The 15,431-nt window shown below is 63.1% G+C and carries 11 protein-coding genes; 6 read left to right on the top strand and 5 right to left on the bottom strand.

Annotated elements, in window-relative coordinates; all coding sequences use genetic code 11:
* Nucleotides 1-35: 35 nt before the first annotated feature.
* Nucleotides 36-1,568 (bottom strand): histidine ammonia-lyase, encoded by a 1,533-nt coding sequence (gene hutH / locus G365_RS0116150; RefSeq protein WP_019646572.1) that lies wholly within the window; start codon nt 1,566-1,568, stop codon nt 36-38.
* Complete coding sequence (locus G365_RS0116145) at nt 1,565-2,953, bottom strand: formimidoylglutamate deiminase (protein WP_019646571.1); 1,389 nt, start codon at nt 2,951-2,953, stop codon at nt 1,565-1,567. Before G365_RS0116145 ends, hutH begins: the two co-directional genes overlap by 4 nt.
* 107 nt (nt 2,954-3,060) lie before the next feature.
* Here G365_RS0116145 and hutI point away from each other — a divergent pair, with 107 nt between their 5' ends.
* From hutI to G365_RS0116115, 6 genes are all read left to right on the top strand, one after another.
* On the top strand, nt 3,061-4,296 hold the full coding sequence (hutI, locus tag G365_RS0116140; protein ID WP_019646570.1) for an imidazolonepropionase: 1,236 nt from the start codon (nt 3,061-3,063) through the stop codon (nt 4,294-4,296).
* Complete coding sequence (gene hutC, locus G365_RS0116135) at nt 4,293-5,048, top strand: histidine utilization repressor (protein WP_019646569.1); 756 nt, start codon at nt 4,293-4,295, stop codon at nt 5,046-5,048. The genes hutI and hutC overlap by 4 nt, the downstream gene beginning before the upstream one ends.
* 135 nt (nt 5,049-5,183) lie before the next feature.
* Nucleotides 5,184-6,857, top strand: coding sequence for a urocanate hydratase (hutU, locus tag G365_RS0116130; protein WP_019646568.1), 1,674 nt, complete (start codon nt 5,184-5,186; stop codon nt 6,855-6,857).
* A 208-nt stretch (nt 6,858-7,065) separates the two neighbouring features.
* On the top strand, nt 7,066-8,169 hold the full coding sequence (locus tag G365_RS0116125; protein WP_019646567.1) for a TRAP transporter substrate-binding protein: 1,104 nt from the start codon (nt 7,066-7,068) through the stop codon (nt 8,167-8,169).
* A gap of 116 nt (nt 8,170-8,285) precedes the next feature.
* On the top strand, nt 8,286-8,825 hold the full coding sequence (locus G365_RS0116120) for a TRAP transporter small permease subunit (protein ID WP_019646566.1): 540 nt from the start codon (nt 8,286-8,288) through the stop codon (nt 8,823-8,825).
* A complete protein-coding gene (locus tag G365_RS0116115) occupies nt 8,818-10,398 on the top strand; it encodes a TRAP transporter large permease (RefSeq protein ID WP_019646565.1) in 1,581 nt (526 codons plus the stop codon). Before G365_RS0116120 ends, G365_RS0116115 begins: the two co-directional genes overlap by 8 nt.
* Nucleotides 10,399-10,500: 102 nt before the next feature.
* On the opposite strand, the gene G365_RS0116110 is transcribed toward G365_RS0116115, so the two are convergent.
* The 3 genes from G365_RS0116110 to asnB all read right to left on the bottom strand — a co-directional run bounded on the left by G365_RS0116110 (nt 10,501) and on the right by asnB (nt 15,173).
* A complete protein-coding gene (locus G365_RS0116110) occupies nt 10,501-11,628 on the bottom strand; it encodes a glycosyltransferase family 4 protein (protein ID WP_019646564.1) in 1,128 nt (375 codons plus the stop codon).
* A gap of 173 nt (nt 11,629-11,801) precedes the next feature.
* Complete coding sequence (gene tviB / locus G365_RS0116105) at nt 11,802-13,079, bottom strand: Vi polysaccharide biosynthesis UDP-N-acetylglucosamine C-6 dehydrogenase TviB (RefSeq protein WP_026345423.1); 1,278 nt, start codon at nt 13,077-13,079, stop codon at nt 11,802-11,804.
* A 156-nt stretch (nt 13,080-13,235) separates the two neighbouring features.
* Complete coding sequence (asnB, locus tag G365_RS0116100) at nt 13,236-15,173, bottom strand: asparagine synthase (glutamine-hydrolyzing) (RefSeq protein WP_019646562.1); 1,938 nt, start codon at nt 15,171-15,173, stop codon at nt 13,236-13,238.
* Nucleotides 15,174-15,431 lie beyond the last annotated feature (258 nt).

The raw sequence follows: 15,431 nt of genomic DNA, 5'->3' as shown, positions 1-15,431 counted from the left end.
AACGGCATCCGCCCGGCCTGTACCGTTTTTTTTTCTTACAGCGACATATCGAAGCTGACAGCCCCGTCAAAGCCGCCGGTCTGCACCAGCGTACCGATGGCAGCCAGATCGGGGGCGAAGTAACGGTCAACATCATAGCGCGGCACGGCGGCGCGGATGGTGGTCATCGCCGCCTCCAGACGCGGTGACGTTTCCAGCGGACGCCAGGTTTCCAGCCCCTGCGCCGCCGCCAGCAGCTCAATCCCGACAATGGTGGCGATGTTTTCGGCGATATCGCCCAGACGGCGGGCGGCGAAGGTCGCCATCGACACGTGATCTTCCTGATTGGCCGAGGTCGGCAGGCTGTCAACGCTGGCCGGATGGGCAAGGGTCTTGTTTTCCGACGCCAGCGCCGCCGCCGTGACATGGGCGATCATGAACCCGGAGTTCAGGCCCGGCTCTGCCACCAAAAACGGCGGCAGGCCGCTGATGGTGGTGTCGATCAGCATCGCGATCCGGCGTTCGGACAGCGCCCCGATTTCCGACGCGGCAATCGCAAGCTGGTCAGCGGCCATCGCCACCGGCTCGGCATGGAAGTTGCCGCCGGAAATCACCTCGCCGGTATCGACCATCACCAGCGGATTGTCGGTGACGCCGTTGGCTTCGATCACCAGCGTGCGGGCGGCCATCCGCATCTGATCAAGGATCGCCCCCATCACCTGCGGCTGGCAGCGCAGGCAGTAGGGATCCTGCACGCGGTGACAGGCTTCGCCCTGATGGCTGCTGTGGATGGTGCTGCCCGCCAGCAGATCGCGGAAGGTGGCGGCGACATCCATCTGGCCCGGCTGGCCGCGCAGGGCGGAAATACGGGCATCAAACGGGCGGTGGCTGCCCTTGACTGCCTCAACCGACAGCGCCCCGGAAATGATCGCCGCCTTATAGACACGCTCGATCTCAAACAGACCGGCCAGCGCCAGCGCGGTGGATACCTGCGTGCCGTTGATCAGGCCCAGACCTTCCTTGGCCTTCAGGTCAAACAGCGGAATCCCGGCGGCCTGCAGACCTTCGGTGGCCGCAACGGTCTGCCCGTTGACCCGCACATGGCCGATCCCCAGCAACACACCGCACATATGCGCCAGCGGCGCCAGATCGCCGGAAGCCCCGACCGACCCCTTCGACGGGATCACCGGATAGACCCCCTTGTGGTACAGGTCGAGCAGGGCCTCGACCAGTTCGGGCCGCACACCGGAGGCCCCGACCGCCATGCTGGCGGCCTTGGTCGCCAGAATCAGCCGCACCACCCCGTCGCTCATCGGCGCACCGACGCCGGTGGCATGCGACAGGATCAGGTTCTTCTGCAGCAGATCAAGATCTTCGGCGGCAATACGCTTCTGCGCTAATTTCCCGAAGCCGGTGTTGATGCCGTAAACGGCCTCGTCCCCGGCGGCGATGGTCTCGACGATGGCGCGGGATTTCGCCATGCGGGCCCGGGCTTCATCATTCAGGGCCAGCGGCGCGCCATCGCGGTAAATCCGGCGCAGGGCATCAAGGCTGAGGGAACCGGGGGACAGGATGATGGTGTCGCTCATGAGAACAACCTTTCAAGAGTATGGCGGTAGCGACGGCTGAGGGTATCTTCGTGAGGGTGGCGGCCATCGCGCACAACCGCCTGACCGGCGATCAGCACATCCTTGACCACCGGCACGTTGCCGGAAAACACCCAGCCGTCGAGCAGGGAATCCCCGGTGCAGGCCGCCAGCAGCGGCGAGTCTGCGTTAAGGGTGATGATATCGGCACGGTATCCGGCGGCGATCCGGCCACTGGCAAAACCGCAGGCCTGTGCCCCGCCGCTGCGGGCGGCATCAAACAGGCGACGCCCGGTGGAACGCAGCGGCCCGCCGGTCAGCACCGTCCGGCGGCGGGAGGTCAGCCGCGCCCCATATTCCAGCCAGCGCAGCTCTTCCACCGGGGATACCGAGATATGGCTGTCGGAGCCGACACCAAAACGACCGCCTGCCGCCAGATACTCTTCCGCCGGGAACAGACCGTCCCCCAGATTGGCCTCGGTGGTCAGACACAGACCGACCACCGCGCCGGACCGGGCCATGCCGGTCACTTCCGGCGTGGTGACATGAGTGGCATGAATCAGACACCAGCGGTCATCAACCGGGGCGTGATCCAGCAGCCATTCCACCGGGCGCTGACCGGTATGGGCCAGACAGTCCTCAACTTCCTTCACCTGTTCGGCAATGTGGATATGGACCGGGCAGCCGGGCAACAGGCGGTTCACCTCCGGCAGCACCGCCGCCAGAAGATCCGGCGGCACCGCCCGCAGAGAATGCGGGGCAATGCCCAGCCGCACGTCAGGGGCCGCACCATAAGCGGTGTTCAGCCGCTGCATCAGCGCCAGAAAGGCATCGCCCTGATGGATAAAACGCTTCTGCCCATCAGTCGGCGGCGTCGCCCCGAATCCTGAGGTATTGTACAGCACCGGCAGCAGGGTGATCGGTATCCCGGCCTCCCGCGCCGCCGCCACACAGCGGTGGCTCATTTCCGCCGGATCGGCGTAGGGCGTGCCGTCAAAATCATGATGCAGATAATGGAACTCACCGACAGCGGTATAGCCCGCCTTCAGCATCTCGACATACAGCCACGCCGCCACCGCCTGAAACGCATCGGGATCCATCCGGCGGACAGCGCGGTACATGGCATCGCGCCAGCTCCAGAAGCTGTCTGCCCCCTCACCCGACCGCTCCCCCAGCCCGGCAATCGCCCGCTGATGGGCATGAGAATGCAGATTGGCCATCCCCGGCAGGGCCGGACCGGACCAGCGCTCCGCCTGTGGCGGGCAGGCCGCGCCCTCCTCCACCGCCGCGATCATTCCGGCGGCATCAACGGTGATCAGAACCTGCTCTGCCCAACGGGTTTCTTCCCCGCCTCCCAGCAGGGTACGGTCAAAAAACAACAGGCGCATCGCGCTCCTCCCAGAATTCTTATAGACAAGCCTATACAACACTAGACAACAACGCAAGGCCCTCTCATAATGCGTCTCATCATCCCGACTGCCGAGGATTTCGCCCGATGACCGCCCCGTGGGACAGCCTGCTGATCAACGTCACTGCCGCCACCATGGTGCCCGGCGACGCAGCCTATGGCCTGTGCCCGGATGCCGCCGTGGCGGTGCAGAACGGTCTGATCACCTACAGCGGCCCGCGCAGCGCATTGCCCGACGCGCCGGAAAACCTTGCCCGCACGGTGACTGACGGGCACGGCATGCTGGTTACTCCCGGCCTGATCGACTGCCACACCCATCTGGTCTATGGCGGCAACCGCGCCGCTGAATTTGAAATGCGCCTGACCGGCGTGCCCTATGAAGACATTGCCCGGCGCGGCGGCGGGATCATTTCCACGGTCCGGGCCACCCGCGCCGCCGATGACGACGCCCTGACAGCCAGTGCCCTGACCCGGCTGGATGCGCTGCTGGCGGATGGCGTCACCACCGTGGAAATCAAGTCCGGCTATGGCCTGACCACGGAGTCGGAACGGAAAATGCTGCGCGTCGCCCGCCGTCTGGCGACAGAACGGCCTGTAGACATCCGCACCACGTTTCTGGGTGCCCATGCCCTGCCGCCGGAATACACCGGACAGGCTGATGCCTATATCGACCATCTCTGTACCGACATGCTGCCTGCGCTGGCAGCCGAGGGGCTGGTCGATGCGGTGGATGCCTTCTGCGAGGGTATCGGCTTTTCTGTCGCCCAGACCCGCCGCCTGTTTGAGGCCGCCCGCGCCCTCGGGCTGCCGGTGAAGCTGCATGCCGAGCAACTGTCCAATCTCGGCGGCTCCGCGCTGGTTGCCGCCTTTAATGGTCTGTCCGCTGACCACATCGAACATCTCGACGAAGCCGGTGTGCAGGCCATGGCCGCTGCCGGAACCGTCGCCGTGCTGCTGCCGGGGGCCTTTTACTGCCTGCGGGAAACCAAACTGCCGCCGATGGATCTGCTGCGGCAGTATGGCGTGCCGATGGCGGTTTCCACCGACTGCAACCCCGGCACCTCGCCGGTCACCTCCATGACCCTGATGCTCTCGATGGCCTGCACCCTGTTCCGCCTGACCCCGGAAGAAGCGCTGGCCGGGGTCACCCGCCATGCCGCCAAAGCCCTTGGTCTCAGTGACCGCGGGCAGATTGCCCCCGGCCTGCGGGCCGATCTGGCCCTGTGGCGAGTGGACCATCCGGCAGAACTGGCCTATTCCATCGGCCTGAACCCCTGTGCCGCGACCATGACCGGCGGCACCCTGCGGTGGAGGGACCGATGACCGAACCGAAAATTTCCCAGTCGCAGCCACGGTACCGGCAGATCAAGGATGCCATCCGCCACCGGATCACCTCCGGCGACTGGGCGGAAGGCAGCCAGCTACCGTCAGAGCTGAAACTTCTGGAGGACTTCAGTGTCAGCCGGATGACCGTCCACCGCGCCCTGCGGGAACTGACGGAAGAAGGCCTGCTGACCCGGGTGCAGGGCGTCGGCACCTTTGTCGCTGAACAGGCCGCCCGTATGGATGCGCTGGAGCTGCGGGCGGTCTCTGACGAGATCACCGCCCGGGGTAACCGTCATTCGTGCCGCGTTGAGCTGCTGGAAGACATCATTGCCGATGGCACGCTGGCCCGGCAGTTCAATCTGCCCGCCGGATCCCGGCTGTTCCATTCCCGGGTGGTGCATCTGGAAAATGAGGTGCCGCTGCAGCTGGAAGACCGCTGGGTCAATCCGCAGGTGGCCCCGCAGTACCTGAAGCAGGACTTTACCCGCATCACCCCCACCGAATACCTGACCCGGTTGGAAGCCAGCCCGCTTGTCGAGCATGTGATCGAAGCAACCCTGCCTGACATGACGGCGGCCCACCTGCTGGGCATTACCCCGGCTGAACCCTGCCTGCGGCTGATCCGCCGCACGCTGCGGGGCAGTCAGGTGGTAACCGTGGCGCATCTGCTGCACCCGGGAAGCCGCTTCCGCCTGAGTTCCACCTTCAGGGTCCATGCCGCCAGCGTCCCGATGCTGGCTGCCCTGTAACCCGGCTGCTGTTTTCCTGTCCGCCGCGCTGCCCTCAGCCCGGCCAGATTTATTCCCTGCGTCTGCCCTGCGGCGGACGCAGACCCCTGTTTGCGCGCCAAAGCAACCAGACCATTCTGTTGGAGACGATACACCATGACCGCCTTCACCCGTCTTGATAACCAGCGCGTGATCCGTGCCCCGCACGGCAGCGAAAAGACCTGCAAGAGCTGGCTGACCGAAGCCGCCCTGCGCATGCTGATGAACAACCTTGACCCCGATGTGGCGGAACGCCCGCAGGAGCTGGTTGTTTATGGCGGCATTGGCCGCGCCGCCCGCAGCTGGGAACACTTTGACCGCATCGTCGAAACCCTGCGTCAGCTGGAAGACGATGAAACCCTGCTGGTGCAGTCCGGCAAGCCGGTCGGTGTGTTCAAGACCCATGCCGATGCCCCGCGCGTGCTGATCGCCAACTCCAATCTGGTGCCGCACTGGGCGACGTGGGACAAGTTCCACGAACTCGACCGGAAGGGTCTGATGATGTACGGCCAGATGACCGCCGGGTCGTGGATCTACATCGGTTCGCAGGGCATCGTGCAGGGCACCTACGAAACCTTCGTTGAAATGGGCCGCCAGCATTACAACGGCAGCCTGACCGGCAAGTGGATCCTGACCGGCGGCCTCGGCGGCATGGGCGGGGCCCAGCCGCTGGCCGCCACCATGGCCGGGGCCTGCATGCTGGCGGTGGAATGCCAGCCGAGCAGCATCGACATGCGCCTGCGCACCGGCTACCTCGACAAGTCCACCGCCTCTCTCGATGAAGCGCTGGCGTGGATCAACGACGCCTGCGCCAAGGGCGAAGCCATTTCCGTCGGCCTGCTCGGCAATGCCGCCGAGGTGTTCCCGGAACTGGTGCGCCGGGGTGTCCGCCCGGATGCGGTGACCGACCAGACCTCCGCCCACGACCCGATCAACGGCTACCTGCCGGTCGGCTGGACGCTGGAAGAATGGGAAGCCAAGCGCGTCTCTGACCCGAAGGCCGTCGAAAAAGCCGCCCGTGCCAGCATGAAGGTGCAGGTCGAGGCGATGCTGGCCTTCCAGAAGATGGGGATCCCCACCTTCGATTACGGCAACAACATCCGCCAGATGGCGCAGGAAGAAGGGCTGGACAACGCCTTTGACTTCCCCGGCTTCGTCCCGGCCTACATCCGCCCGCTGTTCTGCAAGGGTATCGGCCCGTTCCGCTGGGTGGCCCTGTCCGGCGACCCGGAAGACATTGCCAAGACCGATGCCAAGGTGAAGGAACTGATCCCCGACGATCCGCACCTGCACCGCTGGCTGGATATGGCCGCCCAGAAGATCCACTTCCAGGGCCTTCCCGCCCGCATCTGCTGGGTTGGTCTGGGGCAGCGCCACCGCCTTGGCCTTGCCTTCAACGAAATGGTCGCCAACGGCGAGCTGAAGGGCCCGATCGTAATCGGGCGCGATCACCTCGACTCCGGCTCCGTCGCCAGCCCCAACCGCGAAACCGAAGCGATGATGGACGGCTCTGATGCGGTCTCTGACTGGCCGCTGCTGAATGCCCTGCTCAACACCGCCGGCGGCGCCACCTGGGTCAGCCTGCATCATGGCGGCGGCGTTGGCATGGGCTTCTCGCAGCATTCCGGCGTGGTGATCGTCTGTGACGGCACCGAAGCCGCCGCCCGCCGCGTTGGCCGGGTGCTGTGGAATGACCCGGCCACCGGCGTGATGCGTCATGCTGATGCCGGCTATGAAATCGCCCGGACCTGCGCCGCAGAACAGGGCCTGACTCTGCCGTTCCTGAAATAAGGACCGGCGGTACACCGTCCCGCAGGGGCATCGGCGCGCACCCTGCGGGACGGATTTTGTCAAACGGACTGAGGACACCGGCGGTACAGGGGACAGGAGTGTCCTTTATGGGAGGTATCGCCGGTTTCCCTCTTCCGGGCGCACCGCAAAAGAAAAAAACTTGCTCAGATTTTCACCCCACCATTGAAAACAGGGAGCATCTCTCACAATGAACCGTCGCGATTTTCTGAAAACGGCAGCCGTCGGCTCTGCCGTTGCCGCCACCGGCTCCGTTCTGGCCACTCCGGCACTGTCCAAGGGCCTTCAGCAGTGGACCATGGTCACCAGCTGGCCGAAGAATCTGCCCGGCCCGGGTCTGGCCGCCAATATGCTGGCCGAGCGTATTTCCAACCTGTCCGGCGGTCGCCTGCAGGTGAAAGTGTCCGCCGCCGGAGAACTGGTCCCCGGCCGGGGCGTGTTTGATGCCGTGTCAGACGGCACCGCCCAGCTTTACCATTCCGTCCCGGCGTACTGGGGATCAAAGTCCCCGGCCTTTCTGCTGTTCGGATCCCAGCCCTTCGGCCTGACCGCTGTCGAACAGTCCGGCTGGCTGAACCACGGCGGCGGGCAGGCGCTGTATGACAAGCTGTACGGCAAGTTCAACATTAAGCCGTTCCTGTGCGGCAACTCCGGCGCCCAGTTCTTTGGCTGGTTCCGTAAGGAAATCAATTCTGTCGATGATCTGCGCGGCCTGCGCTTCCGCACCACCGGCCTGAACAGCGAAGTGCTGTCCAAGCTGGGGGTCGCCGTACAGGCAATGGGCGGCGGAGAAATGTTCCAGGCGCTGCAGTCCGGCTCGCTCGACGCCGGGGAATTCATCGGCCCGTGGTCGGACAGTGCCCTTGGCTTCTATCAGATCGCCAAAAACTACTATTACCCCTGCATCGGGGAACCGTCCTCGGCGGAAGAGTGCGGCGTCAATAAGGAAGCCTACGACGCCCTGTCTGACGACCTGAAGATGGTGATCCGCGTTGCCTGTCAGTCGCTGCACGATCAGGTTCTGACCGAATACAACACCAACAATGCCAAAGCACTGCAGCTGATGGTTGAAAAGCATGGCGTGCAGCTGAAGCGTCTGCCCGACGACGTGATCGTCGCCATCGGCAACGCCGCCGGCGAGGTGATCAAGGGCCTGCGCGACCACAGCGATGATCTGGTCCGCGCTGTTACGGCCTCTTACCTTGAATACCGTAAGCTGTCGCACAGCTACATGGCCTATGCTGATGCCGCCGTCTTCGCGGCCCGGGGCCTGAAGTACAACTACGGGGAATAACCCCCTTCGCCTGCCCTTCCGGTCCGGGCGCATCCTGCCCCGGACCGGATAACAAGAAAAACCGAGCCAGCCGGATGCCCCCGCATGCGGCTGGTGGCGCGAGAAGGGACTTACCGATGTCCTCCCCCCTGCTGCGGGTCAGTGGCCTGCTGAATCAGGTCAACAGTGCCATAGGCAATATTGCCATGTGGTCCGCCGTTGGCATGATGCTGGTGATGTTTGTCATTGTTGTTCTGCGTTATATCTTTGGTATCAGTTATATTTTCCTGAATGAAACTGAACTGTATTTTCACGGCACCCTGTTCATGCTCGGCGGCGGCTACACTCTGCTGAAAGATGGCCATGTCCGTGTTGATATTTTTTATGGCACCGCCCGGTATCGCACCCGTCTGTGGATCGACCTGATCGGCACGCTGGTCCTGCTGGTTCCTTCCTGCCTTGTGCTGCTGTATTTCACCTGGCCGTTTGTGTCTAAGGCGTGGGCGATCCGTGAAGGGGCGATTTCTGTCGGGGGTATCCCGGCCTCGTTCCTGCTGAAAACCCTGATCCCGGCTTTTGGCGGATTGATCCTGCTGCAGGGCATCAGCCTGATGCTGCGCAACCTCGGCCTTCTGCTGTCCGGTGCGACCGTTGACCCGGAGGACAGCCATGCTTGATCTGCTGAGTAACTCTCTCGATATCCTGATGTTTGTCGGCATGTGCGCCGGCATTCTGATCGGCTTTCCGGTTGTGTTCACGCTGGCAGGGGTCGCCGTGATCTTTGCCGTGCTTGGCGTCAGCCTTGATGTTTTTGACCTGAACCTGCTGAAGGCGCTGGCCCCCCGGGTGTTCAGCACCATGACCAATGAAGTTCTGCTGGCGATCCCTCTGTTTGTGCTGATGGGCGTGATCCTTGAACGGTCGCGCATGGCGGAGGAACTGCTGGAAGAAATGGGCAAGCTGTTTGGCGGCGTGCGCGGCGGTCTGGCGGTTTCCGTCATTCTGGTCGGGGCACTGCTGGCGGCGTCCACCGGGATTGTCGGGGCCACCGTGGTGGCAATGGCAATGATCGCCCTGCCGACCATGCTGCGTTATGGCTATGATAAGTCTCTGTGCTGTGGGGTCATCGCCTCTTCCGGTACGCTGGGACAGATCATTCCGCCATCAACCATGCTGATCATCCTCGCCGAAGTGATGTCATCCGGCTATCAGCAGGCCCAGTTCGCATCGGGGAAGTTCAGTATCGAAACCATCAGCGTCGGGGAAGTCTTCGCCGCGGCCCTGATCCCCGGCTTCTGCATTGTCGGCATTTATATTGCCTATGTGCTGATCGCCTCCTTCCTGAAGCCATCGCTGGCCCCGGCAATGCCGCCCCGGGATGTTCAGCCGCTCAGCCAGACCCTGCGCCACCTCGGAACGGTTCTGGTGCCGCCGATTGTGCTGATCATTGCCGTTCTCGGCTCTATTCTTGGCGGGATCACGACCCCGACCGAAGGCGCTGCCGTCGGTGCGCTTGGCGCCCTGCTGCTGGCCGCCCCCCGGGTGATCCCCGGGGCCTCGCCATGGCCGTTCCGTCTGACCGGCCTTGCTGTGGTCGCGCTGCTGCTGATGCGCCAGTTCTTTGATCTCCGCATCGGGCGCTCCGAGATTCCGACATCCGACGCGGTGATGATCGGACTTGCGGCCCTGCTGAGCATTGTCGCCGGGTATGGAATTCTGGTGGCACTGCTGCGGTTCCTGCGGGCCGGGGTTCTGGTGCCGACCCTGCGCTCCACCCTGACCGTCACCTCAATGATCTTTGCGATGATGATCGGGGCCAGCCTGTTCTCTCTGGTCTTCCGGGGTCTGGGCGGTGATGCCCGGGTTGAAGAATTCCTGACCAATATGCCGGGCGGCGAAACCGGCGCCCTGCTGTTTGTGATGGTGGTGGTGTTCCTGCTCGGTTTCGTGATGGACTTCGTTGAAATCGCCGTCATCGTGCTGCCGATCACCGTTCCCATCCTGCTGGGCATGGGGATGGACCCGATCTGGCTGGCAGTCCTGCTGGCGATCAATCTGCAGACGTCGTTCCTGACCCCGCCGTTCGGCTTCTCGCTGTTCTATCTGCGGGGGGCAACGCCGAAGAGCATCTCGACACTGGACATCTACAAAGGGGTTATCCCCTTCGTGCTGATGCAGATCGTTGCCATGCTGGTGATTTACCTATTCCCGGCGGTGGCGACCACCCTGCCCCGCATCCTGTTCGAATAACGCTTTCCAGCACCTCATGAAAAAGCCCGGCTCTTCAGCCGGGCTTTTTTCTGGTCGTCAGATCACTCTCAGGGGCTCTCTTCACCGCATCAAGAAGCGACCTCAGAGGAGATCACGATAAACAGCCAGATGTTGAGCGACGACAGAGTGGATATCAAAGGCCCGCTCAGCCAAAGCCCGTCCGGCCTGCCCCATTGCCCGGCGGCGGGGCGCATCGGTGATCAGGGCCCGCATTCCCTCCGCCAGCCCGGCGGTATCCCGCACCGGCACCAACAGGCCGGTCGTACCCGCCTCAATCGCTGAACGGCAGCCCGGCACATCCGTGGTTACCACCGCCCGGCCACAGGCCGCCGCCTCGACCAGCACACGGGGCAGCCCCTCCCGATAAGACGGCAACACCACAAGGTTAGCCGCTGCAAACAGAGCAGCAATATCGGTGCGGTGCCCCAGACACTCCACCACGCCCTCAGCCTGCCAGCGGGCAACATCTGCCGCCGTCACGCTGGCCGGATTGCCGGGATCGGGGGCCCCGACCACCAGAAAGTGGGCCTGTATACCCTGCTGCCGCAGCAGACGTGCCGCCCCGATAAACTCCTCAATCCCTTTATCACGCAGCAGACGGGCCGCAAAAATAACCACCGGCACCCCTTCCGGCTCCGGCACATAGGGATAGGCCGACAGATCAACCCCCGATCCCCGGATCATCACACAGTCCGCCTCGCGGACCAGCCTCTGCACGACGAAGGCCGCCCGGTCGTCAGGATTCTGGAAAATGACCTTCTGCCCGGGACGACGGAGGGCCAGACGGTACAGCGCAGTGACCACCGTGCGGATCAGCCGGGCCTTAAAACCGGTGGCGATGAACACCGCCCCCAGACCGGAAACCGCAGCCACCACAGCCCGAACCCCGGCCAGACGCCCGGCAAGACCGCCATAGATCACCGGCTTGATCGTGACAGTATGCAGCAGATCCGGCCGGATCTGACGCAGCAGCCGCCACAGCACCACCAGCAGGCGGAGTTCAGACAAAGGGTTCCGCCCCTGCCGGGACAGCGGCAGGACATGGGTAATCAGCCCGTGCCGCTGCAATTCCGCCACTGCCGGGCCATCGGCCGTTGCCGTATGCACCTCGTATCCAGCCTCACGCGCGGCCAGCGCCACCGGCAGCCGGTGCGACACCAGAAAGCCCGGATCATTGACAAAAAGCAGAAGTTTACGGCCCTGTGCCATCTTAGCAGATCCTATCTACCCCCGCAGAAGAACAAGCCGAAACACGGCCTGCTCTGCCCTGAAAGCGCTTCAGATAAAAACAAACCCCTCCGGCAGAACCGGAGGGGTGCCTTCACGTATAGCCACGGCGCCACAGGCCGGATTTCGCCCGGTCAGACGGCACCACAACAGTCTTACAGACGCCCGTCAGCCTGCCCCAGCGGCAGAATGCTCTTCACGTCATACAGCACGGCCCCGGCCTGCCCGAAAGCGCGGATTCCCTCCGCCCCCAACGCGACAAACTGCTGATGGCCGACCGCCAGCACAACCGCGTCATAGAGTCCCGCCGCCGGGGCTTCTGTCAGACACTCCAGACCGTACTCATGGCGGGCTTCAGCAACGCTGATCCACGGGTCATAGACATCAACCTGCGCATGATACTCTTTCAGCGCCGCGATCAGATCGACGACCTTGGTGTTGCGCAGGTCGGGGCAGTTTTCCTTGAAAGTCAGGCCCAGCACCAGCACCCGGCTGTTCAGCACCGGCAGACCTTTGCGCAGCATCAGCTTGACGGTCTCATCCGCCACATGCGACGCCATGCTGTCATTGATCCGGCGGCCGGCCAGAATCACTTCCGGGTGATATCCGACTTCCTGCGCCTTGTGCGTCAGGTAATAGGGATCAACGCCGATGCAGTGCCCCCCGACCAGACCGGGACGGAACGGCAGGAAGTTCCACTTGGTCCCGGCGGCTTCCAGGACTTCCAGCGTATCAATGCCGAGACGGTGGAAAATCAGGCTCAGCTCATTCATCAGGGCGATGTTCAGGTCGCGCTGGGTGTTTTCAATCACCTTCGCCGCCTCGGCAACCTTGATGCTGCTGGCCTTGTAGGTGCCTGCGGTGATGATACCGGCATACAGGGCGTTCACCTCCTCGGCAATCGCTGGGGTGCTGCCGCTGGTAACCTTTTTAATCGTCGGCAGCCGCCGTTCTTTATCGCCGGGGTTGATCCGCTCCGGGCTGTAACCGCAGAAGAAATCGGTGTTGAACGACAGGCCGCTGTGCTTTTCCAGCACCGGCACACACACTTCTTCGGTCGCACCGGGGTAGACGGTGGACTCATAGATCACAATCGCGCCGCGCTTCATCACGCTGCCGACCGTTTCGCTCGCCTTCACCAGCGGCGTCAGATCCGGGCGATTGGCCTTATCAATCGGCGTCGGCACCGTAACGATAAAAATATCGCAGTCCGCAAGATCAGCCTTATCGGCGGAATAGACCAGATGCCGCGCCTCAGCGAGTTCCTCTTCCGGCACTTCCAGCGTGCTGTCGCGGCCCGCACGCAGCTCGGCGATCCGTCCCTGATTGATGTCGAAGCCGATCACCGTCCGGCGCTTGCCGAATTCGACCGCCAGCGGCAAGCCGACATACCCCAGTCCGATAATCGCGATCTTCTTGCTGGCGTTACCCATCAGGTGCCCCACAAAGGTAAAATCTGAAAATCCATACACCCCTGTCCGGCAAACAGGACACTGGCCGGGGATAGCGTAAATCTGCCGACCCGTAAACGCCTAAACCAATGCCTTAGCATCTTTCAGCTCAGCAGCGTTATATCATCGTTACAGGCGTTATCCAGATGCCTGCGCATCCAGCCAGGCATTAAACATCAGGACATCCCACAGGTGATAGGCCCAGTTCCGCCCGCCTTTCAGATGGTCGGCCCACAAGACACGCACCTGCCGGGGATCAAAGTAACCATCCTGCCGCAGTCGGCTTTCCGACAGCAGCGTCTCCGCCCAGTCTTTCAGCGGCCCCCGCAGCCAGCTGTCAATCGGCACTCCAAAGCCCATTTTCGGGCGCTCAATCATCGCCTGCGGCACATGGCGATACAGGACTTGCCGCAAAACCCACTTTCCGACGCCATCCCGCATCTTCACGGACTGCGGCAGTGACCAGGCATATTCGACCACCCGGTGATCCAGCATCGGGACCCGGGTCTCCAGACTGTTGGCCATCGCCGCCCGGTCCACCTTGACCAGAATATCGTCCGGCAGATAGCTGAGGAAATCGAGAGCCATCATCCGCTCCACCGCGGACAGTCCGCCCAGATCCGGACGCAGGCCGGTCAGCACCGTCGGCAGCTCCTGCCCGCCGCGCACCAACGTCTCCGGTTCCTGCCAATGCGAGACCAGACTGCGGTACAGCGCATCGACACTGTCGCACGACAGCACACCGGCCCCCTTATGCAGACGGTCGCCAAAGCGGTTTCCGGCCCGGGGGACCACTCTGCCAAGGGCATTCCACGCCCCGACCGGCACCGCACGGATCACTGCCGCCGCGGCCGACCGGACCGGGACGGGCAACCGGGAAATCCGGCCCCACAGGGCACTGGTCATCGTATAGCGGCTATAGCCGCTGAACAGCTCATCCCCGGCATCCCCGGACAGGGAGACAGTCACGTCCCGGCGCGCCATCTGCGAGACCAGAAATGTCGGAATCTGCGATGAGTCCGAGAACGGCTCGTCATACACCGTCGGCAGCCGGGGGATCACCGCCATCGCCTCCTGCGGCGAGACATACAGCTCTGTATGATCCGTTTTCAGATGGGCAGCGACCTGCCGGGCGTACTGCGCCTCATCGTACCCGTCTTCGGTGAACCCGATCGAAAAGGTCCGCACCGGCACCGCGCTCTGGGCCTGCATCAGGGCCACAACCGTCGAGGAGTCAATGCCGCCGGACAGAAAAGCCCCCAGCGGCACATCGGCCGTCATCTGCTCTCCGACTGCCCGGGACAGAACCGCCTCCAGACCGTCAATCGCATCCCGGTCGCTGATCGTCTGACGCTTTTCACCGGTCCGCAGAACCTCCGGCAGCGACCAGAAGGTTTCCAGCTCCTCCTGCCCCGATGGCAGAACCGTCAGGACCATCCCCGCGCCCAGCTTTTTCACCCCACTGTAAATGGTATAGGGGGCCGGAATGTAATTATGCCGCATGAACAGGGCCAAGGCCCCACGGTCAATATCGGCCCGGAACGACGGATGAGCCCGGAGTGCCTTCAGCTCCGACCCAAACATCAGCACATCACCGATCCGCGCATAGTAAACCGGCTTTTCCCCGGCCCGGTCACGGGCAATGGTCAGGATCCGGGTCTGCCGGTCCCACAGGGCAATGGCAAACATACCGACCAGACGGCTGAGGGTTGCCTTGATGCCCCAGACGGCGAAGGCCGCCAGCATCACTTCGGTATCAGAGTGCCCCCGCCATGCCTTCACTACCTCGGTGAAGTATGCGGTGGTCTCCAGCTCTGCCCGGATATCACGGTAGTTATAGATTTCCCCATTGTAGACGATGGAATACCGCCCACAGTGTGAAAGCATCGGCTGCGCCCCGGCGGGCGACAGATCAACGATGGACAGCCGCCGGTGACCAAAGGCAACCGGCCCTTCCGCCCAGACCGCATCGGCGTCCGGCCCGCGGTGGGCAATCGCTGTGGCCATCCGCAGGGCAATCCCCGCATCTGCATCGCCCCGGCCTGCCCCGTTCAGGAACCCAACAAAGCCACACATTCAGAAGACCTTCCCTAAACAGTGCCCAGTCATGACCACGTCGAACAGAAAGCGCAGCTTGGACTTTCCCCGGAAAAGCGGAAAGCAAACGGGTCGTTATGCAGCCCTTCCTGAGAGACGAACTCTCAAACTGGATCGGGCTGCTGAAGCCCAAGGCTGAATACCTGCGCCTGAGGTTATAGAAGGCCTCAATGCAGCGGCCAATGACAATTTCAGCAGCGTAACGGACTTTGAGTTCGGTTCTCCCCATGCTCTCGG

This window comes from Novispirillum itersonii subsp. itersonii ATCC 12639, from assembly GCF_000381985.1.
Lineage (GTDB): Bacteria > Pseudomonadota > Alphaproteobacteria > Rhodospirillales > Rhodospirillaceae > Novispirillum > Novispirillum itersonii.
Note: the sequence above shows the minus strand (reverse complement) of the source record. Positions and strands in the feature narration are given on the sequence as shown.

Bases quoted from the DNA above. Each gene is read 5' to 3' on its own strand.
- hutH (WP_019646572.1), bottom strand. From the start codon at position 1,568: ATGAGCGACACCATCATCCTGTCCCCCGGTTCCCTCAGCCTTGATGCC.
- G365_RS0116145 (WP_019646571.1), bottom strand. From the start codon at position 2,953: ATGCGCCTGTTGTTTTTTGACCGTACCCTGCTGGGAGGCGGGGAAGAA.
- hutI (WP_019646570.1), top strand. From the start codon at position 3,061: ATGACCGCCCCGTGGGACAGCCTGCTGATCAACGTCACTGCCGCCACC.
- hutC (WP_019646569.1), top strand. From the start codon at position 4,293: ATGACCGAACCGAAAATTTCCCAGTCGCAGCCACGGTACCGGCAGATC.
- hutU (WP_019646568.1), top strand. From the start codon at position 5,184: ATGACCGCCTTCACCCGTCTTGATAACCAGCGCGTGATCCGTGCCCCG.
- G365_RS0116125 (WP_019646567.1), top strand. From the start codon at position 7,066: ATGAACCGTCGCGATTTTCTGAAAACGGCAGCCGTCGGCTCTGCCGTT.
- G365_RS0116120 (WP_019646566.1), top strand. From the start codon at position 8,286: ATGTCCTCCCCCCTGCTGCGGGTCAGTGGCCTGCTGAATCAGGTCAAC.
- G365_RS0116115 (WP_019646565.1), top strand. From the start codon at position 8,818: ATGCTTGATCTGCTGAGTAACTCTCTCGATATCCTGATGTTTGTCGGC.
- G365_RS0116110 (WP_019646564.1), bottom strand. From the start codon at position 11,628: ATGGCACAGGGCCGTAAACTTCTGCTTTTTGTCAATGATCCGGGCTTT.
- tviB (WP_026345423.1), bottom strand. From the start codon at position 13,079: ATGGGTAACGCCAGCAAGAAGATCGCGATTATCGGACTGGGGTATGTC.
- asnB (WP_019646562.1), bottom strand. From the start codon at position 15,173: ATGTGTGGCTTTGTTGGGTTCCTGAACGGGGCAGGCCGGGGCGATGCA.